Here is a 20,873-nt window from a genome sequence, read left to right on the forward strand (position 1 = left end):
AGGATTACCTCAGCAGAAACGACTGCTGCCCCAGCAGTTTCGGTAGGGGGCTTCCAGGCCCGTAATATTACCTTCCCGTGCAGCGGAGCTACCAAGAATATTAGCCATGAGTTCCGTTGTTGGCTGGTCTATACTGAGAGTGAATGCATCTGGCGAATACATACTCCAACCAGTTAACATTGCTGTCGTGTACCCTGGGTAACGCACAGCTTCCTTCTGGAAAGACAAGCCAAAGTCGTCTGAAGTAACATCAACCTGATGCACATTGGACACGTTATATGGTAACTGATAGCTGTTCAGGTCAGCGTGGATTGCCCCATCGCCTTTAGAATTAATTGTGGCTTGGTTTATCGCCGCATCATCATTATAAATGCGCAGACCCTGAGCAAGCTGGCGCTTGATCTGATCCGCAATACCGCCTCGCAATAAAGGTAACAATGCATTCCCTAAAAGACCTACCAGCCCGCCCGCATCGCTATCGGCTAACACGAGGGGGTTACTCCCTACAGACTCAGAACCGTCATTATTGCCATAGACGATTGAGTTAATCACGCCGCCAAGGTTAATGCCAGATACAAGTGCCTGGCTCTCTCTATTGCCTGACAACTCAACCGCATTACCATTGCGAACGACATCCTGATAATCGACCAAGGCCTCCTGGAAACGGATGGAGGCGATACCTATATCCAAAATCATATCGTCCCCCAAGTTCAGGTATCCACCCGGAGCGACGGGAAGTCCCGCTCGGTTACAACCCAAAAAACCGCAATCAGCGCCAGGTGAACCCCAGCTGCTCGCCCCTTGATTGTACATACCGCTTGTATTGGCCCCAGGTGCAACGCAAGGCCTGTCCGCATACTGACAGGTAACCGCCACGTCATTGCCACCACGCATTGCCAAATTGAGCTGACCACTCATACGGCCACTAAACGAATTCAAAGACCCAAAGCTTAGGGGGCCGCTCACCTTCTCCCCTCCCAGACGAATCCCAACCACTTCACGCATTGTTTTGCTTTGATCGTTCTTGATTGCGAACTGAAAAAAGGGCCGTTGGATAGAGAAATCTTTCATGGCACTTTGCGGCCCTTCATTCACCGCACCGGGCTTCTGGTTGCTCCCGGCCGCAGGCGACAGAGAGATACAATTTCCCGCTCCATTGGTGATGCAGCCCAGTGAGAAATGATCGATATCAAGGTCACACCCTACGCCGTTCACCCCGCCACAACCCAATTGCAGCTTTTCAATGTTCAGGTTGAGGTCCAGCATCACATCGAGGCCAGCGGTATAAAAGGTGAAGCCATCATTGCCGTTGGCGACATCACCGACAATCTTGTTCATCTGCATCAAGGCCTGGCCGGTGACATTGGCCAGCTGTTCATCTTTCATCTCCACCATGGCCCAGGCGTGCTGAGCCAGCATCAGGGAAATTGCCAACATGACCACGGCTTTATTGAATAGCAGCCGTGCTAACTGAAGCATTTTCAACAGCGCTGTTATTAGAATTCTCATGCCTTAAAACCCGTAAAGATAAAAGTCACCACCAAAGGCAATACCCGCCTGATGGCCGTTGTTGTCTGCGATGGTCAGGCTTGTGAAAGCACCGCCATTATTCAGCAGCCAGCCTGGCTGGCCACCCGTGTCATACTCAGCAGACAACCCTGAAACATGAAGGCCAAAGCGTGCGTCGTTGTAGCCTACACTGGCCTTGTCCGCATCCACATACCCACCCGATGTACCGGGATACCGAGTACGCAGTGCTGGCATTTTCTTGAGATAAGCGACGGTACACTCTTCGAGAAGACAGTTACCGTCCGGATCAACAAAACTCCCTTTGTCCTTACCGGGCTCTGTTGGGTTGATGGTGTTGAAAGCAAACCAGCTTTCATAGGCTGCCTCGGTAAGTCCCTCCACTGGAGTACCCAGTGCTGAGCCAGAGCCATCTATCATCTGAATAGCCAATCCACTTGAAGATCCAGCCTGCCGGCTGCCCTCGCCCAGGAATGAACCATCCAGCAGCAGATTGTTCACCGATAACGACGCCCATCCGCCCTTCCAGACAAGCCATTCACCGGCATGAGTGTTGCCATCCGCATCGACCCAGGACCCTGCGGCGTTAGGGTTACTTGCCGCCCCACCACGATTGGCAAGCTGCCATGAAAGACGGCAATCGGTGTCAGCAAGCGCACCGCCATCAGTACAGCTTGCCAAGCCATGGCCCGCGCCTGTAGTTGCAGGAGAAGCCGGATTGAAGGGCTGATCGGTTTTCACCGAGTTATAGTAATAATCCAGTGAGACCATAATGCCTTCACGGCCGGATACCTGGCCCATCTCCTTGTCGTTCAGCGCTTCAAGAGCCACTGCACTGTTAACCGGAAGTGCGCTAGCCATCATGCAAAGCAGATACTTGTTCATGAGCCAGCTCCAAGTGAAGTAATCTTCATGTGCTGGATTTGCATGCCTTCAAGGCGTGAGATCCCCAGATTGACAACGGCGTTCTGCGTCTGCGCCCCTTGCGGATTGGAACCAATAAAATAAATACCATTCCCGGTATTACCCGGATTGGAAGGCGACCAACCCGTACTGATGGTGTTGGTCGGCAAATCATATTCACCTGTTCCCAAGTAGGCAGCATCGTAAGGGTCAATGGTGTCGTCGCAATCAGCATCCGCGCACCAGTTACCCCAACGAACATAGCCGTGGGTGTTACGGTTGACCTGCTTCAGGAAGCCATCCCCGTTATCATTGAGTTCGCAACTACCATTAGTGCTTCCGCAGTACTGATACGAGTACACGTTGGCGATGTTGGGGATCCGGGTCATTTCGATGGTAAAATTACCGTTTTGAATGGGCTCGGGCTCTTTGTTGATGGAGCCATCCGCCGCGACACTGTAATCTGAAGTCCCACTGAACGTAATTGCCTGGTAATGCCAGGTGCCGGGTATATAGGCATCCACATTACGGAAGTAGAGCCCTTCCGTTCGGTGGAACCGGGGAACATAATGAAGCTGATCATCACTGGCGTTGATTTGTCTGACAGAAAAGCGGAAATCACCTGACAATGCACTGGTATAGCTGACACCAAAAGTAGGGTCGGCATCATTCAGGGTTTTTGTCCATCGCTGCACTGTCCGCAAATGTCCGGGCGATTCTGTGTAGCCCTGGTCAGTGCGCGGAGTATTGGGGTCATTATCATCGTCTGTTGTACCGCGCCATACGTGCCCGATGGCATAGGGGTTGCCGAAAATAATGGTCTGGCTTTGAAGGAAATCCGCGCCGTTGCTGCAACCGGAAGCTGAGTTGTTACACGCCCCCATATTGGGATTGTTGCCAGTTGGGTTGGTAACTGGATCAAGTCGGTTTATCTCAAGCTCACCCCAAAACGCCCAACGCCAGGGGTCAGTATGAATGGGGCCGCGAAACTCAAGCATGGTAGGCATATCGAGCGTAGCGGTTCCGCTGCCGCTTGGATGCGTGTAATCGCCAGGCGCATCACCACGCCATACCCCTTGGTAGTCGAACCCTTCGTATTCAAAAACACGCAACATGTAAGGATCATAGGGGGACGAAAAACCGGGGACGCCAAAATCACCATCTCCGATTCCCAAAGGGCACTGGAGGTTGGGCTGGCCGCCCGTAGCAATGGCGAAGGAACCACAGCCTCCACCTGAGGCATTACTATTCCACCAAGTGGTACCCCGCCCGGCAACACCTTGTGGCCCACCTGAGACACCCAGAGGCCCATAGCCACTTGTCATTGAAATGCCGTAGTAACGGGCATCGCCGCGTTCCCACCCCGCTGCTGCCGCCGCATCTGAGGGCGCTGAGCCGGTCAGTTCTGCAAAACTGGTAGGCGCCATTCGGAAGCTGAAATCATCCAGCACAAACGCCAGCCCCGCCCCCTGCACATCCGACAGAGAGTCATCGCTGAGTTCTTTGAGAGCCTGTACCTGGGAAGCACCCAATGTGAGGGTCGCTGCCAACAACAGGTTGGAAGTGAAAGGGTTGCGGCGCACTTTTGACCTCGGTGTTTTTTGTTATCTGCATGGCAGGAAACATTCCCTGACTGGCAGTTTTGGTCATCTCTATTAGCAAGATTACACAGCCGGCCAACCCATCGCAACACTTGTTAACACAAGCACTACACAGTGTAGAGATTGGTTATCCTTTATATTCATGCACTTATGGCATATATACAGAGGGTATACTTTTTTGTGGACAAGCGTACTCATGATCACGATTAACGGGTTGTTACCTTTGTGCACACTGGGAGCCTGTATGTATATGACTGAAAGGTCACGCGGGTGATGGACAAAATGGTCGGATTAGGGTTGAGCTGAACGCTTTCGCCTGTTGGCAGGCTTCTGCGGGGAGAAGGTTGTCCTTGAGGGATGAGGTTTTCCCTTGCAGGCAAGCTCCCACATGAGGGGGCTTGGTTGGGGAGTTTCGCGGCTCGAGCGCCGCTCCTACAAATCACCCTCAGGTTGCACGGGGATTGGGGGCTTTGGGGTGTTTTGTGGGTTTGGGGTGAAAATCCTTTCTTCTGCTTGTGAGGGTAAGGATCAGAAATTCGTCTGCAAGCAGACTCCTACAGGTAAAGCATTGATGGGTTTTGTGGGAGTTTGCTTGCAAACGAAGGGGTTACAGCTCTCGGCAGGCGTGGCTTTCGCGTGCAGGCACGCTCCTACACGATTTCAACTATCTCGGTAGACTCGATGGGGAGCAAGACTACGCGCCGGCTAATCGGCTGGAGTCCAGCCACGTTGCCGGCATTGTTGTTGTCAACCTTTCGGCCAGTTCCCGAGAAACGCTCATCTGCTCAGGCAGGGCTTTCTGCAATGCGGCTTGATCGCTGACAAGATTTGTTAGTGCAGCTTTCAAGCTTTGCAGGATCACCCGTTGACCATACTGTTGAAATGCGGCCTGCCAGGACGCCTCCGCTGCATCGCCCCACTTTTCTCTCATCATCAGAAGATCAATAACATCTTTCTGGCTGTAGTGATGTCGGTCTGCATTTGCCAACAGCTTTGTGGTGAAGCAGCTTTCGGGCGACACGACAGGCACCGGGAACAGTGGATCGCGGACATCCCTGGTGATGTCATTGCTATCGAAATGGATGATCTCGAGCTTTATTGGTCGCCCTGCACCATCGAGCATACTGCGTATGGCATCCCGGTCCGCACGGATTTCCCGCCCCTTGTACAAAGGCGGCTCACAATCTGGACGAAACAATGGCCCGAAACTGTTCTGGGTAATCGAGGACCGTGCGGCCCTGTAGGCATCCCTTCCCACACAGAACAAGTCGATATCCACAGATTCGCGGTATTCATCCAGCTCCAGCGCGATGCGGGTTCCACCACCGAATAGAATGTTGTTTTGGGCCAGAAAAGCCTGATCAAAACCTGCCAGGATTTTCCAGATGACCTGATGATGAGGTCGGGTTGGTGTCAGCATGCGGCCAGCATCACTCCATGACCATGTTTCTGCTTGAGCTGGTCGATGAGGTGCTTTTCATTTTTTTCGAGCCGCGTCTGATCCACAAAGCGCCAGCGGGTTTCATAGAGGGCAAACGCTTTCTCAGGGGTAATAAAGCGCCCTGCGTGATCCCACATGATGAGATCAAGCTCAGGATAGTGCTTTCTGTCGATCATCGTGCCAGCCATGTGGCTGTCCCTGATTCGCGTTTGATTAGGTCATTTTATCAGCAGAGGTTCGTTAGCAGCAAACCTTGCCGCGATAGGAACATGGGGCCCTTGTGGAGGGTTACTTCCAGGCGAAGGCTTCTCCTTATTGCAGGGGTGAGGCTTTCGCGTGCAGGCACGCTCCTACGGGGGAAGGTTGTCCTTCTTGGGAGGTGAGATTTTCGCTTGTAAGCAAGCTCCCACAGGGGATTGGAGATGGAGGCTTTGGGGTGGTTCTGTGGGTTTGGGGGTGAAAAGCCTTTCTTCTGCTTGTAAGGGTAAGGATCAGGAATTCGTCTGCAAGCAGACTCCTACAGGTAAAGCATTGATGGGTTTTGTGGGAGTTTGCTTGCAAACGAAGGGGTCTTCATTCCTGGCAGATGATGTTTTCGCGTGCAAGCACGCTCCCACAAGGTGGGAGCGGGTTTTCAGAAGCTATCGCCAGGGATGCGGACGTTGCCTTCCATGAGGACACGTGCGCTGCGGCTCATGCTGGCTTTGGTGGCGGTCCACTGGCCATTCTCTTCCTTGGCGCCGGCGCCGACGCGCAGGGTGCCGGAGGGGTGGCCGAAGGTGACGCTGTCACGCTCGCCGCCGCCGGCAGCCAGGTTCACCAAGGTGCCCGGTACCGCTGAGGCGCTGGCGATGGCGACAGCTGCGGTGCCCATCATGGCGTGGTGCAGTTTGCCCATGGACAAGGCACGTACCAACAAGTCGATATCCCCTTCTCCAATCTGCTTGCCGCTGGAGGCTGCGTAGGCTTTCGGCTTGGAGACGAAGGCCACTTTCGGGGTGTGCTGGCGGGCTTCCGCTTCTTCGATGTTCTCGATCAGGCCCATGCGCTTGGCGCCGTAGGCACGGATGGTCTCAAACATGGCCAGAGCGTCCTTGTTTTCGTTGATGTCGCCCTGCAGCTCGGTACCGGTGTAGCCGATATCTTCTGCGTTAACGAAAACGGTGGGAATGCCGGCATTGATCATGGTGGCCGGGAAGGTGCCCACGCCGGGGACTTCCAGTTCATCAACCACATTGCCAGTGGGGAACATGGCGCCCTCCCCGTCTGCCGGGTCCATGAAGTCCACCTGCACTTCTGCCGCCGGGAAGGTCACGCCATCCAGCTCGAAGTCGCCGGTTTCCTGCACCTCACCGTTGGTCATCGGTACGTGGGCCACGATGGTTTTCTGGATGTTGACCTGCCAGATGCGGACCACGGCAATGCCGTTATCCGGAATACGATCGGCAGCGACCAGGCCATTGCTGATGGCGAAGGAACCGACGGCCGCGGTCAGGTTGCCGCAGTTGCCGCTCCAGTCCACGAACGGCTTGTCGATAGAAACCTGACCGAACAGGTAGTCCACGTCGTGGTCGGCTTTCTCACTCTTGGCCAGGATCACGGTCTTGCTGGTGCTGGACGTCGCGCCGCCCATACCGTCAGTTTGCTTGCCGTAGGGATCGGGGCTGCCGATCACCCGCAGCAGAATCTTGTCACGGGCTTCGCCGGGCACCTGGGCCACTTCGGGCAGATCGGTGACGCTGAAGAAAACACCCTTGCTGGTGCCGCCACGCATGTAGGTAGCGGGGATTTTAATCTGTGGTGCATGAGCCATGATATTGCTCCTTTAAAAAAACCCCGGCGGTGGTACCGGCGGGGTTGGATATACAGAGGGCTTATGTGGGAGCTTGCCTGCAAAACAAAAGATCGCCTGCAGGCAGGCTCCTACGGAAGTCTTTGGTGGGAGCGGCTGTCGTTTGTGGGAGCGTGCTTGCACGCGAATATTCGTTTGCAAGCAAACTCCCACAGTGACCTTTGCTTTAGTCCACCCTCCCACAGGGACCGGTGATTTAAGCCAGTCCCACAAGGACTTCGCCTTAGCCCGCTTCCGCCATGAACTCTTTGGCGAATTTCTGCAGGATGCCGCCGTTGGTATACACGGACACTTCTTCCGCGGTATCCAGACGACAGATCATCGGTACGCGCTCCACGTCGCCGTTCTGGCGAGTGATCACCAGAGTCATGGTGGCACGGGGTGCCAGCTCACCTTCCACGTCGTAGATCTCGGTACCGTCCAGGTTCAAGGTCTTGCGGGTGGTGCCTTCCTCGAACTGCAGGGGCATCACGCCCATACCGATCAGGTTGGTACGGTGAATGCGCTCGAAACCTTCAGCGGCAATCACTTCCACACCGGCAAGGGCAACGCCCTTGGCAGCCCAGTCACGGGAAGAACCCTGACCATAGTCCGCGCCGGCCACGATGATCAGCGGCTGCTTGCGCTCCATGTAGGTCTCGATGGCTTCCCACATACGCATCTGCTGGCCTTCCGGCTCAACACGCGCCAGGGACCCCTGGATCACTTCACCGTTCTCGTCACGGCACATCTCGTTGAACAGTTTCGGGTTCGCGAGCGTGGCACGCTGGGCAGTCAGGTGGTCACCACGGTGGGTCGCGTAGGAGTTGAAGTCCTCCTGCGGCAGGCCCATCTTGTCCAGGTAGGCACCGGCGGCGCTGTCCAGCAGGATGGCGTTGGACGGTGACAGGTGGTCGGTGGTGATGTTGTCCGGCAGGATCGCCAGCGGGCGCATGCCTTTCATTTCACGCTGACCGGCCATGTTGCCTTCCCAGTAGGGAGGACGACGGATGTAGGTGGACTGCGGACGCCAGTCGTACAGCGGGCTGGCTGCGCGCTCACCGTCACCCTTCTTCTCGAACATGGGGATGTAGGTCTTGCGGAACTGTTCCGGCTTCACTGCAGACTTCACGATGGCATCGATCTCTTCATCAGAAGGCCAGATGTCCTTCAGGTAGATCGGGTTGCCGTCCTGGTCCTTGCCCAGCGCATCTTTTTCGATATCGAAACGCATGGTGCCGGCGATGGCGTAGGCCACAACCAGCGGCGGAGACGCCAGGAACGCCTGCTTGGCGTAGGGGTGGATACGTCCGTCGAAATTACGGTTACCGGACAGTACCGCCGTAGCGTACAGGTCACGCTCGATCACTTCTTTCTGGATCTTGGGATCCAGGGCGCCGGACATGCCGTTACAGGTAGTACAGGCGAAGGCCACCACATCGAAGCCCAGTTCCTGCAGCTCAGGCAGCAGACCGGATTCTTCCAGGTACATCTTCACAGTCTTGGAACCCGGCGCCAGGGAGCTCTTCACCCACGGCTTGCGAACCAGACCCAGCTTGTTGGCGTTACGGGCCAGCAGGCCAGCGCCAATGATGTTGCGCGGGTTGGAGGTGTTGGTACAGCTGGTGATGGCCGCGATGATCACCGCGCCATCGGGCATCAAGCCCTCCTCTTCTTCCCACTCCTTGGCAATGCCACGGCTACCCAGTTCGGATACCGGCAGCAGTGCGTGCGGGTTGGACGGGCCCGCCAGGTTACGCTCAACCTTGGACAGATCGAAGTGCAGTACGCGCTCGTACTCGGCACCTTTCAGGCTGTCCGCCCACAGGCCGGTTTCCTTGGCAAACTTCTCTACCAGGGCCACCTGCTCGTCTTCACGGCCGGTCAGCTTCAGGTAGTCGATGGTCTGGCCATCGATGAAGAACATGCCAGCGGTAGCGCCGTATTCCGGAGTCATGTTGGCGATGGTGGCACGGTCACCCACGGACAGGCTGTCTGCACCTTCACCGTAGAATTCCAGGTAGGCGCCAACCACACGCTCCTTACGCAGGAACTCGGTCAGGGACAGTACCAGGTCGGTACCGGTGATGCCCGGCTTCAGCTTGCCGGTCATTTCCACACCGACGATGTCGGGCAGACGCATCATGGACGGGTTGCCCAGCATCACGTTCTCGGCTTCCAGACCACCCACACCCACGGAGATCACGCCCAGGGCGTCGACCATGGGGGTGTGGCTGTCGGTGCCCACACAGGTGTCCGGGAAAGCCACGCCGTCACGCACCTGTACCACCGGAGACATCTTCTCCAGGTTGATCTGGTGCATGATGCCGTTACCCGGCGGGATCACGTCGACATTATCAAACGCGGTCTTGGTCCAGTTGATGAAGTGGAAGCGGTCCGCGTTGCGGCGCTCTTCCACGTCACGGTTCTTCTGGAACGCGTCTTTCTCGAAACCGGGGTGTTCTACGGCCAGGGAGTGATCCACGATCAGCTGGGTCGGCACTACCGGATTGACTTTGGAGGGGTCACCGCCCTTCTCGGCGATGGCATCACGCAGACCGGCCAGATCAACCAGTGCGGTCTGACCCAGAATGTCGTGACACACCACGCGCGCCGGGTACCACGGGAAATCCATGGTGCGCTTGCGCTCGATCAGCTGCTTCAGGGAGTCGGTGAGATCCTCCGGGTTGCAGCGACGCACCAGCTGCTCAGCCAGGATACGCGAGGTGAACGGGAGTTTGTCATAGGCCCCAGGCTGGATGGCGTCGACAGCCGCACGGGTGTCGAAATAGTCCAGCTGGGTGCCGGGAAGCTGCTTGCGATATTCAGTGTTCATAGCCTGGGACTCTTTGTGAGTGTGCTTTCAGGATGAGCCTGGGATTAGATGAAACTGTGGGAGTCTGCTTGCAGACGAAAGATTTCGCTTGCAAGCAAGCTCCCACAAAAGGCTATTAGCCTCGCTCTGCGATCGGAGTAACCGGACGCAGTTCTTCACCGGTGTAGTCCGCGCTCGGACGGATGATGCGGTTGTCCGCACGCTGCTCCATCACGTGGCCAGCCCAACCCGTCAGGCGGCTCATCACGAAGATCGGGGTGAACAGCTTGGTCGGGATACCCATGAAGTGGTACGCAGAAGCGTGGAAGAAATCAGCGTTACAGAACAGCTTCTTCTCGCGCCACATGACTTCTTCACAACGTACGGAAACCGGGTACAGCACGGTGTCGCCCACGTCGGCAGCCAGCTTCTCGGACCATTCCTTGATGATGGCGTTACGCGGATCGGATTCGCTGTAGATCGCGTGACCGAAGCCCATGATCTTTTCCTTGCGCTCCAGCATGCCCATCATTTCCTGCTCGGCGTGATCGGCAGAGGTGAACTTCTCGATCATGTCCATGGCAGCTTCGTTGGCGCCACCGTGCAGCGGACCACGCAGGGTGCCGATGGCACCGGTGATGCAGCTGTGGATGTCGGACAGCGTGGAGGCACACACGCGAGCGGTGAAGGTGGAAGCGTTGAACTCGTGCTCTGCGTACAAGATCAGGGACACGTTCATGACGCGCTCATGCAGCTCGTTGGGCTTTTCGCCACGCAGCATGTGCAAGAAGTGGGCGCCGATGGAATCGTCGTCAGTGTTTTCTTCAACACGCACGCCATCGTGGCTGAAACGGTACCAGTAGCAGATGATGGACGGGAAGCAGGCCAGCATGCGGTCGATGGCTTCTTCCTGGGTCGGGAAAGCGCCCATTACGGTGGTGTCTTCCTGCTCCAGGTTACCCAGCATGGAACAACCGGTACGGATCACGTCCATGGGGTGGGCGTCAGCCGGGATGCGCTCGAGCACTTCTTTCAGCGGCTGGGGCAGACTACGCAGACCTTTCAGCTTGGTCTTGTAGGCATCCAGTTCTGCCTGAGTGGGCAGCGCGCCCTTCAGGATCAGGTGTGCCACTTCTTCGAATTCGCAGTTCTCAGCGAGATCCTTTACGTCATAACCACGGTAGGTCAGACCGGAACCGGATACGCCCACGGTGGACAGTGCGGTTTTACCTGCTACTTGGCCACGCAGACCCGCGCCGCCGAGTTTTTTGCCTTCTGCCATTGTTCATCTCCTGGTTAATCTGTTTACAACAATGTCTTGATCACCGTAGGGCGGAAATCGTTAACACCGACCTCCTCCGTCCTTTCTCTGGCGGAGATGGGCTGACGCCCATTTCCGCCCTACGATGTTGAATCTTTCATCTCTGCTGTGGGAGCTTGCTTGCAAGCGAATGATTCGCCTGCAAGCAGCCTCCCACAATGAGGTGCTTGCTTAGCCCTTGTTCTGGGCGAACAGCGCGTCCAGTTTCTGCTCGTAGTCGTGGTAGTTAAGGAAATCGTACAGCTCCATACGTGTCTGCATGATGTCCACCACGTCTTTCTGGTGACCGTTTTCGCGGATGCTCTGGTACACCTGCAGGGCCGCCTTGTTCATGGCACGGAAAGCGCTTAGCGGGTACAGAACCATGTCTGCACCGGCTTCAGCCAGCTCTTCACGGGTGAACAGCGGCGTGGCACCGAACTCGGTGATGTTGGCCAGCAGCGGTACATCGCCCAGACCTTCCTTGAACGCCTTGTAGTCTTCCAGGGTGTGTACGGCTTCCGCGAAGATGCCGTCTGCACCGGCTTCGATGCACGCCTTGGCACGTTCTACCGCAGAGTCCAGACCTTCCATCTGGAACGCATCGGTACGGGCGATGATGAAGAAGTCGTCGTCGGTCTTGCCATCAACAGCGGCCTTCACACGGTCAACCATTTCAGCCTGGGTCACAATTTCCTTGTTGGGACGGTGACCACAACGCTTCTGGGCAACCTGATCTTCCAGGTGCACGGCGCCCGCGCCAGCCTTGATCATTTCCTTGACGGTGCGGGAGATGTTGAACGCCCCGCCCCAGCCGGTATCGATGTCCACCAACAGCGGGGTTTCTACGGCACTGGAGATACGACGCACGTCTTCCAGCACGTCATTCATGCTGGTCATACCCAGGTCAGGCATGCCGTAGCTGGCGTTGGCCACGCCACCACCAGACAGGTAGATAGCACGGTAGCCGGTCTGCTCGGCCATCATTGCCGCGTAGGCGTTGATGGTACCCATGATTTGAAGGGGCTTTTCTTCCGCAAGCGCTTTACGGAAACGGCCGCCGGCGGTCAGGTTTGCTGACATGGCGTTCTCCTATTAGTCGGATTTCAGGTTTTCCGCCTTGTGGGCGGCATATTGGGTTTCAATATTCTTTCTGGCACTGCTGATATGACGGCGCATGAGCAGCTCTGCCATTTCGCCATCCCGGGACTCGATGGCCTCGAGAATCCGGCGGTGTTCGTTAAGGGCTTTCTGTGGGCGGTTTGCCACGGAGCTGAACTGGTAGCGATACATGCGCACCAGATGGTAAAGCTCGCCAATGAGCATCTGGCTGAGGGTGGCATTGTGGCTGCCCTGAATGATGCGGTAGTGGAAATCCAGGTCCCCTTCCCGCTGGAAATAGGCAGTGTCTTCGCGCAGGTCCTGCTGCTGTTCGTGCTGGTCGAGCACATCGTAGAGGCCCAGAACCTCTGCCGAACTCATGCACTCTGCCGCCAGACGGGCGGCCATGCCCTCCAGCGCTTCACGGACATGGTAAATTTCGATCAGATCATCGAAGCTGAGCGAGGCGACACGGGTGCCCACATGGACTTCGCGCTGCAACAGCTTGCGGGATTCAAGACGGCGAATGGCTTCACGGAGGGGGCCACGGCTTACCCCGTAGCGGCTGGCCAGCTCGGTTTCGCTGACCTTGGAACCGGGGGGAATCTCACCACGCACAATATCATCCTGTAACCGGGCAAATACCCGGTCAGCAAGGGTTCGTGCGCTTTCAGGTGAGGCAACAGACATAAATCAGCCCGATTGTTGACAATCTGAACAACCGGGCTGGACTTTACGCCCCTATACGGGATGTTTCAAGGACCATTGTTGACAATGAGTCATGCAGGCCTGAGTGATCATGGCAATCCATGCAGGGCTCAGGCTGTTGCAGAGGAGAAAAGGAAAATGACCTGGGAAGTCGCTGACAGGCGCGCCCTCGCCTGCCAGCAAACTGCCCCGCCGGGCTTATCCGGCAAGACGAATCAGGGAGTACAGCCGTCTTCGGCGAACTGCACCGCACCAGACTGCAGAGAAGCGAATACCAGACTTTCAATATCGGTGGGGGATTCCTGACTGGACCACCCTGAGCGCTGAATGGCTGGCAGGAATTGCAGATCAACCCAGCCTGCACGAATCTGGTCATCGAAATTGGCATCACCCAGGCGGTACATGGGAGAACAGGTGCCATCCAGATCGATGCGCCCTTGAATTTCCACGTTATAGTGCGGCGCCACCCCACGAACATCCAGCCCCGGCGCCAAACGCAAGAACACATTGACGCTATTGGAGTCAGGCAAGGTACGGGTCACCATGCCAACCTCATGGGCGGTGCCACAGGCGCCATTATCACCAGTGGTAATCAAGCCATCAGAACCAATGGACAGACAAAAGTCCGCCAGATCGTTTTCATCTTCACGCACGCGCTCGGTGGTGATGTCCACGGTTGTGGATCCCCGAGTGATGGATTCAGGATAGTTCGCGCCAATCTCGAGGGTTGGATTAGGGATAGACTCGCACTCACTGCCATCATCAGCCTCCCCGACACAGGGCCGCATCAGGCTTACCCGATAATCCCCGACTACCGAAGCCAACACTGCCGCATCAAGCGCAATCTCTACCGAGCCGGTTTTGGTGCCACGCACCGGCATGGGGCTTTCTGAAGTCCCGGGATCGCCATCATCCGGACGGGGTACAGCTCGGCCAAGCAGCTCTCCCGCTACTTCACCCTTTTCGTTCCCCTGCACCGTGTAACTGGTGTTCGGATAATCCAGATCAAAGTCACTGCCACCCCCGGTGGATATGCCCGTGTAAATGGTTTGCCCCAGAATCCTGCCCTGCAGCTGGGCATCCGTGTTTGAAGGAGGGGTATCGCCAATCCCGGCACCGGTCAATTGTACTGACTCGGTCAGAGTGTCGCTGTTGACCAGCAAAAGGGTATCGGACAAAGACGCCGTGCTTTGCAGACCCACGAAATCCACTTCCGATTCCGTGTCCGTAGAACGAATCAGCTGCCCACCCGCGAGCACCTTGCCCGAGGGGAGGAACAGACTGTTCATGGCGAGGGCAAAACGGGAGCCGTCTTCCGCCCTGAAATCACAGTCATCAACCAACAGGCACTCACCGGCACTTTCCAGTGAATAAAGCCCGGCACGGGTACGATTGGCAGCCTGTGCGATGCGCGCTTCATAGGCGGTTGTGTCAGCCTCGAATCTGGCAATGGCATCCTTGGACTCTGCCGCGAGTGCAGCATCGATCTTGTCCAACAGATCCTGCCAGGCCAGTACAAAGGCATTGTAATCACTGTAACCATCGAACGGTTGGCTGGGAATATCGCCAGCGTTTTCATCAATAACATCGTTAATGTCGACGCCCGTGCCAAGCTCCAGTTCTGCAGCACTGCGTGTCTGAATGCTTACCTCGTTATCCGCATCCCCATCGTTGTCCAGCGCCTGCAGCAACGCAGAGCGATACAGTACCGAATCATCGACAGCACTTCGGGTCGGAGGCAGAATCAGGTCAGCAACGGTGACCTGAAAGTTATCCTTGCGCAGCTGCTGGGGAAACAGGAAGGAACCGAGGGTAATCTTGTTGCCTTCAAACAGGCCATTGCCCAGGAAAAATTCGATTTCCCGGCTACTGGCCGGACAAAGCGCGGTGTAGGGAGGAATGACCGTCGCTTCACCATCCGTATCCGTGGTGGTGCGCTCTGTGTCCGAGGTGAAAAACACCACTTCGGTACCGGTGCAGCGATACCCCACGTTACTGATCTTGGGCCCGGTGAGCTCAACAAATACCTCACCACGCACAGTCTGGTCGCAAGGCGCCCCTGCGGGACACCCGGGGACAGTGGCATCAGAAAAGTCCTCACCGCCGTTACAGCCCATCAGAGCCAGAGACAAGGCAGTCAAAGCAAACAAAGCACGCATATTCAGTTCCTGTGATTCAGCAGGAGAGCCGATTATTGCCCCATCAGGACAAGCTCACCCTGCGTCACTTGTAATAATCCGTCTGTACCTGGCTGCTCTTCAAAATAAGGAAGGAAAACAACCAGGTACCGTTGACCTGTTTCCCGCTCGAGGGTTCCCTGCAGATAGCCAAAGCGGTACCAGGTTTCCGGGTACCGACGGCTGAAAGGTTGATCCACCAGCATGACCGGCGAGCCATTGGCATCCAGCCAGAGCAGCTCCACCGCCAAATAGCCTTTCTTTTTGACAAAGGCATTGAGCGTGACAGCCGCCACCCCCTCGTCCACCTTGAAGACCATGGCGCGATAAGCGCCCTCACCTGCCATCTGCGGGCTGTCGGCATGGAAATCCACCAGCGTCTCGCTGCCGGTCTTTAGCGTCTCCGCGGTGTCCAGCATATGAACACAACAGTCCGCACGCAGGGGCCGGTAGGTTTCCAGGTAGCCCACCTCCCCTACTGTTTCATAAGGGGCGGGGGCGGCAGCAGCAGCGGCACGCTCAGCACCCATATCCAGTGGCCGGCTGACCAACTGGCCCGTTTCATCAATATAGGTGACAAAACGCTGGTTCTCACGCTCCGCCAGCTCTTCATCCACCTCGCCACTGGGGCGGTAGTCCTCCAGAGTCTCCATGGGCTGGTCATTGGCTGCATCCACTTTCGGACTGGAGGTGGCTTCAGGCGGGTTGGCCGGTGCGGGTGAAGCCGCTGCCGGCGGTTGGGCTTCTGCCGGGCGCTCCAGCGTCACCAGGTTGCCCTGGGCGTCTGTGTAGACGTACAAACCACTGGATTGATCGCCTGTGGGCATGGAGCTCTGGCACCCTGCCAGAGCCACCAGAGCCAATGCAAGTAGATGTCGCATTAAAATTTCGTTCTGAAGGCCAGGCCGACCATGGTGACGGTGGCCTCTGTTTTGATGTCCAGGCCAGCATAGGGGTTGTAGACCACATTATCGATACCGGTGCAGTTTGCTGCACAACTGATATTGGCCGGAATTTCATCCTTGCTCTGCAGCATGCCAATACCCAGATCGATGTCGGTATCCTTGTCCCACTTATAGCCCATGCCAAGGCTGTAATAGCGGGCCTCATTGATCGGCACCATAGGACTACGGCGGTCGTCAGGAATGGCGGAGGCCCGTGGCTCGTAGCCCGCACGCAGCTGGATACGGCCAGTCAGATCATAGGCCGCACCAAACGCCAGGTTCCAGGTGGACTGAAAGTTCAGCGGATAGCTAAGTCGGGTCGGGGTGGATCCCGGCGAAAAAAGACGCGCCAGACTCAGTACTGCTGAGCTACGATCAAACACGATATTGAACGCATCCCACTCTTTGTAGTCCGCCCAGACCGCATCCACATTGAATTGAAGCCGTTCGGTGGGCTTGATCTTGATACCGGTCTGGAAGGTGGCGGGCATGGTCAGGTCCATGCTTACCCGCCCTACTTCCTCTTCACCCACGTAGGAGGGAATACCCAGCACCGCCAACGCCAGGGCACCGGTGGCCGAACCGCCGATACCGTTGATGGTCTCACGGGCAGCATTGGAATAAGTGATCTTGTAGTCGCCCTTCATGTGCGTCTTGGCGGCAGAGCGCCAGGTGGCGCCCCAGGCAAAGCGATCATTGGGCTCCCAGAGAATCCCCAGGTTATAGGACGGGCTGAAACGCTGATCCATGGCCACATCCAGAGACGCCATGTTCTTGAAGGGGCCCAGACCCTCTTCCGGACGACAGATACCAAACAGGATCAAATCCAGAGCAACGTTGGATTCGCCTTCGAAGGGTGCACAGATGCTCTCATCAATCACCCGGGCAAAGCCGAGCAATTCATTGGGGGCACGAAAATCCTGTTCCAGGGCGATGGCCTGATAACTCATGCCGATGGACGCCCCGATATAGAGCTCGTCGTTAACCTGGTAACCAATGGAGGGCGACAGGTAGGTAATCCGTTCCAGGGCCACCCGCTCGCCCATGTAGTTACCCACATCGTCTTCGTCACGGTAAAAACCGGCTGCCAGCGGCAGGTAGGTCGCGGTGGCAAAGGTGAACTTGGAGCCTGCCGGGCGAATGGAAAACGCCGGCAACGGGCCGGCAATCAGCGGGCCTGGGGGCAGATCCACCGTATCGTTCACGAACGGCACATACAGGGAGATCCCTTCCACCGTACTGGTGGCGGTCTTGAAACTGCGACAAAAATCCACACCGTCGTTGGGCACATCGTCACAGACTACAGGATCGTCAGAAAAGCCGAACACGTTATAGCCAGGAGGCGCACTGAATTCGGATTCCAGTGAGAAATCGGCCCCCACAAACTGAAGATCCATGCGCCGGCCATCCAGCTTTGCCAGACCCGCCGGGTTGAAGTGAATGGCGGAAATCCCCGGGGGATCAGCTGTCACCGCATGACCCATGCTCATGGCTTTCACATCAATGGCGATGTTATTGGCAAGCTGCGCACTGGCCGCACTTGCCATCATCCCGCAGGCGGCTGCCAATAACCGCAATGCTGGCCTTTTATCATTATTCTTCATGGCTCACCCCATCCAACTGCATTCACTGCTCAGGCACCGGGTTTCAGGCCGGAAAAATCGATCGGCATGGACAGCCCTAGCAGTACATCGGGGGAATCTTCGGTCAAACCGAAACCGAAGCTGAGGTTGATGATGCGGTTACTGGATGTCCGCAGGCCCAGCGAGGTGTTGACCACACTGGATGTGGAGTCCTCCGACGCTGCGGTGTAATCCTGGAACACGAAGTCAGTCTGGAAATTATAGGATTGCTGGTAGCTGGCACTGAGGGACACCTCATAGGACAGCGAGTACGCCAGTCCCATGGAGAAATTGAGGCTGTCCCCCGGGCGTACTTCCTCCAGAATCTCGCCGCCGCGGATCTGATTCAGGCCTGTCACATCAAAGGCCATGGTGTAGCCCATGGACCCGAACAGCACCACCGGGTCAATCACCTTGCTCACGCTCAGACCTGCGCCCAACGAGTAGTAGCCTGAACCGCTGGACACCTCTTCCCGCACATTCAGCTCGTAGGGGCTGTCGCCGGTGGGCGTACTCAGGGTGGTGTAGAGCGTAGTGTTCATGGCCCCCGGCTTCACCGGGAACGGCTGAAAGCGCAAACCAAAGGACACATCGCCCAAGGCGGCCTGGGAGACATCTTTCTCGGTGTCATACTTGTAGGACACCGGCAGACGGGTATTGAACGTCAGGTTGTTCCAGATGCCGTAATCCAGCGACAGGGAGGAGGCAAAGGAATGCTGGGCATCCTGCTCGATGCGGAAGCGGCTGATGCTACCGGTGTCTTCATCGATGGCGATATCGATGCGGTCATCCCGGTAATAGTTGTAGTTGGCAGAGAAGTTCAGGGACATCTGGCCGCTGGGCAGCAGTGAATACTGTTTCTCCGCCGCCTGGAAGACTTCTTCCAGGTTCTTTTCCTGGGTGACGTCATCCTCGTGGGTCTGCAGCGCTTCACGGGCTTCATCCACGCTGTCTGCCGCCCAGGCAACATGCTGCGCCAACAAGAGTGCAGCCGCGGCGGCCACCTTCCCAGACATCATCTTCATGCAAGCCTTCCTTTATTCTGTTTGTTATTTGCCACTGCAGGCTGTTTCTTATTTACGGTAGTAAGTCCGGGTCGGCACGTTGATCACCCGTTCCGAGCCATCTTCATCCGTCACCAGGACGCGGGTCAGCGTACTCGCCTTGTCCGCCCAGTTTTCGACCGGCGCAGTAAACACCGGAAACACCTCAAACGCCCAGCGATTGATGGTGCGCTCATCCAGCAACCTCAGGTCGTAATCGGTCAGCTCCAGACCCTCTTGGGGCTCGAAGCCGTTTGGAAACACGATAAACAGCACGTTCTGGTCCCAGATTTCCAGAAACTTGCTTTCGGTAAAGCTGATGTTGCCCAGTGCCGGATCCGCCACAAAGACATGGCCATCCTGGTATTGTTTCAGCACTACGAAGTGTTTAAAGCCCCCGTAGGCGATAGGAACAATGGCCGGGTGATCCAGCTCCCGGATGTCGTCCATTTCTGCCCTGAACCCACCACTGGGATGCCCCAGCGCCGTCGCCAGGCGCTTCATATCCAGCAGGGAGAAGCCCCGTCGTTCTACAATCTTGTCCGTTTCCCCGAACCGCAGCAGACCTTCCATGATCTGACGTTCCTGAAACTGACGCCCCAGATACTGGTTAAGCACCGTGGTCAACGCGGCGGAGCCACAGGAATAGTCGTACGCCTGGCGGGTCACGTTGTGATAGCGGAACTCGGAAACCGGCTTCTCGACCACGATTCCGCGGTCTCTCATTGGGGCAGGACGGGTCGGGTGCTCATAGTAGATCTCCCCTTTTTTGGGGGGCTCGATCACCACGGACTCATTGGCAGCAAAGTAGATCAGCGCCACACCCAGCATGGAAGTCAGCATGTAATGGCATCCAGCGTTATTGTTATTGTGTGTTTCTAATATGAGGACAAATGTTAACTAGGTCATGATGGGTAGGCAACAACCTATTCTGACGGCTGAGGCCGGCATTTCAGCCAATAAAAAACCCGGCCGAAGCCGGGTTTTATATTTCTGCCAGAATTAGTGACCGCTGACAGAGATAGTGGTGCCATTCAGGTTCAGACCAACCAGTTCAACATCACCAATCGGAGTGGAGTTACCCAGTGCCAAATCTGTCATGGCCACAGTCAAACCAGCGGTACCAAGAGTCTCAATACCAATAATAAGACCAGTAGTGCTATCAAGATTTACACCAAGAGAAGTGGTGATATCACCAGCTTCAGCAGTACCAGTAACCGCAATGCTGGTGGCAGAAATGGAACCACCTGTCGTAGCGGTTGCATCGTTCAGGCTGAAGTTGTTGATGGTAATACCACCGGTAATCGTAGTATCAAGAGCGATCATTTGAGTACCAAAAGTACCAACAGTTTGCAGCTCATTACCCAGCTGGATATTCATGGTCGTTGCACCAAGAACGATATCCATGCTATCCAAAATTACTGCTGATTGGTTAGCAACTGCTGTACCCATGCCATTACTGGTTGCAACGCTGATATCACCAGTGGAAATTGAGGTACCAGAGGGAATGGATACGGCAACATTCAGCACAGGAGCAGTTGCCGCTGAGTTACCGTCAGCATCAATAACAACATCGATAGCGTTGCCGCCAGTATTCACAACCATGTTTTCGATAACGATCGCACCTGCATCACCACTGATAGAAGCAAGGCCATCGTTATCATGAACATTAACGTCCAAGCTAAGTGAAGGGGTAGTGATACCCAAGGTAATACCGTCCTGACCAGTTACAGCGGCCAGTGCTTCGTCCTGCATGGGCTCGAGAGCCAGGGCGCTCATGGGCGCGGCGGCTACGGCAGCTGCAAGAGCAAGTTTCTTAAAACCCATTGTTGTTCTCCTCGTGTGCACAACGTTGTGTGT

At 56.2% G+C, this 20,873-nt stretch carries 16 protein-coding genes; all 16 read right to left on the reverse strand.

Going from position 1 to position 20,873, the window contains the following annotated elements; genetic code table 11:
• Window positions 1-9 precede the first annotated feature (9 nt).
• The gene (locus HF945_RS08145; RefSeq protein WP_290525236.1) at window positions 10-1,509 is read right to left on the reverse strand and encodes a hypothetical protein; all 1,500 of its coding nucleotides are present in this window, start codon (window positions 1,507-1,509) and stop codon (window positions 10-12) included.
• Window positions 1,510-1,512: 3 nt separating this feature from the next.
• Window positions 1,513-2,412, reverse strand: coding sequence for a hypothetical protein (locus HF945_RS08150; RefSeq protein WP_290525237.1), 900 nt, complete (start codon window positions 2,410-2,412; stop codon window positions 1,513-1,515).
• A complete protein-coding gene (locus HF945_RS08155; protein ID WP_290525238.1) occupies window positions 2,409-4,013 on the reverse strand; it encodes a hypothetical protein in 1,605 nt (534 codons plus the stop codon). Before HF945_RS08155 ends, HF945_RS08150 begins: the two co-directional genes overlap by 4 nt.
• A gap of 712 nt (window positions 4,014-4,725) precedes the next feature.
• Window positions 4,726-5,451, reverse strand: a complete 726-nt coding sequence (locus HF945_RS08160; RefSeq protein ID WP_290525239.1) for a nucleotidyl transferase AbiEii/AbiGii toxin family protein — start codon at window positions 5,449-5,451, stop codon at window positions 4,726-4,728.
• On the reverse strand, window positions 5,445-5,660 hold the full coding sequence (locus HF945_RS08165; RefSeq protein WP_290525240.1) for a hypothetical protein: 216 nt from the start codon (window positions 5,658-5,660) through the stop codon (window positions 5,445-5,447). Before HF945_RS08165 ends, HF945_RS08160 begins: the two co-directional genes overlap by 7 nt.
• Window positions 5,661-6,106: 446 nt before the next feature.
• The gene (gene prpF / locus HF945_RS08170; protein WP_290525241.1) at window positions 6,107-7,285 is read right to left on the reverse strand and encodes a 2-methylaconitate cis-trans isomerase PrpF; all 1,179 of its coding nucleotides are present in this window, start codon (window positions 7,283-7,285) and stop codon (window positions 6,107-6,109) included.
• 262 nt (window positions 7,286-7,547) lie between these two features.
• Complete coding sequence (acnD, locus tag HF945_RS08175) at window positions 7,548-10,139, reverse strand: Fe/S-dependent 2-methylisocitrate dehydratase AcnD (RefSeq protein WP_290525242.1); 2,592 nt, start codon at window positions 10,137-10,139, stop codon at window positions 7,548-7,550.
• Between the two features lie 115 nt (window positions 10,140-10,254).
• Entirely contained in the window at window positions 10,255-11,400 is a 1,146-nt protein-coding gene (gene prpC / locus HF945_RS08180; protein WP_290525243.1) for a 2-methylcitrate synthase, read from the reverse strand.
• Window positions 11,401-11,610: 210 nt separating this feature from the next.
• Window positions 11,611-12,501, reverse strand: a complete 891-nt coding sequence (prpB, locus tag HF945_RS08185) for a methylisocitrate lyase (protein ID WP_290525244.1) — start codon at window positions 12,499-12,501, stop codon at window positions 11,611-11,613.
• Between the two features lie 12 nt (window positions 12,502-12,513).
• Window positions 12,514-13,209 carry a GntR family transcriptional regulator gene (locus HF945_RS08190; protein WP_290525245.1) on the reverse strand — a complete coding sequence of 232 codons (696 nt, stop codon included), beginning with the start codon at window positions 13,207-13,209 and terminating at the stop codon, window positions 12,514-12,516.
• A gap of 233 nt (window positions 13,210-13,442) precedes the next feature.
• Window positions 13,443-15,386: a hypothetical protein gene (locus tag HF945_RS08195; protein WP_290525246.1), complete on the reverse strand. Its 1,944-nt coding sequence runs from the start codon at window positions 15,384-15,386 to the stop codon at window positions 13,443-13,445.
• A gap of 32 nt (window positions 15,387-15,418) precedes the next feature.
• Window positions 15,419-16,285: a MalM family protein gene (locus tag HF945_RS08200; RefSeq protein ID WP_290525247.1), complete on the reverse strand. Its 867-nt coding sequence runs from the start codon at window positions 16,283-16,285 to the stop codon at window positions 15,419-15,421.
• Window positions 16,285-17,952, reverse strand: coding sequence for an outer membrane protein transport protein (locus tag HF945_RS08205; RefSeq protein WP_290525248.1), 1,668 nt, complete (start codon window positions 17,950-17,952; stop codon window positions 16,285-16,287). Before HF945_RS08205 ends, HF945_RS08200 begins: the two co-directional genes overlap by 1 nt.
• 29 nt (window positions 17,953-17,981) lie before the next feature.
• On the reverse strand, window positions 17,982-18,995 hold the full coding sequence (locus HF945_RS08210) for a transporter (RefSeq protein WP_290525249.1): 1,014 nt from the start codon (window positions 18,993-18,995) through the stop codon (window positions 17,982-17,984).
• 48 nt (window positions 18,996-19,043) lie between these two features.
• Complete coding sequence (locus tag HF945_RS08215) at window positions 19,044-19,856, reverse strand: C39 family peptidase (protein ID WP_290525250.1); 813 nt, start codon at window positions 19,854-19,856, stop codon at window positions 19,044-19,046.
• Between the two features lie 159 nt (window positions 19,857-20,015).
• The gene (locus HF945_RS08220; protein WP_290525251.1) at window positions 20,016-20,840 is read right to left on the reverse strand and encodes a DUF6160 family protein; all 825 of its coding nucleotides are present in this window, start codon (window positions 20,838-20,840) and stop codon (window positions 20,016-20,018) included.
• Window positions 20,841-20,873: the final 33 nt, after the last annotated feature.

Source organism: Alcanivorax sp., assembly GCF_017794965.1.
Classification (GTDB): domain Bacteria; phylum Pseudomonadota; class Gammaproteobacteria; order Pseudomonadales; family Alcanivoracaceae; genus Alcanivorax.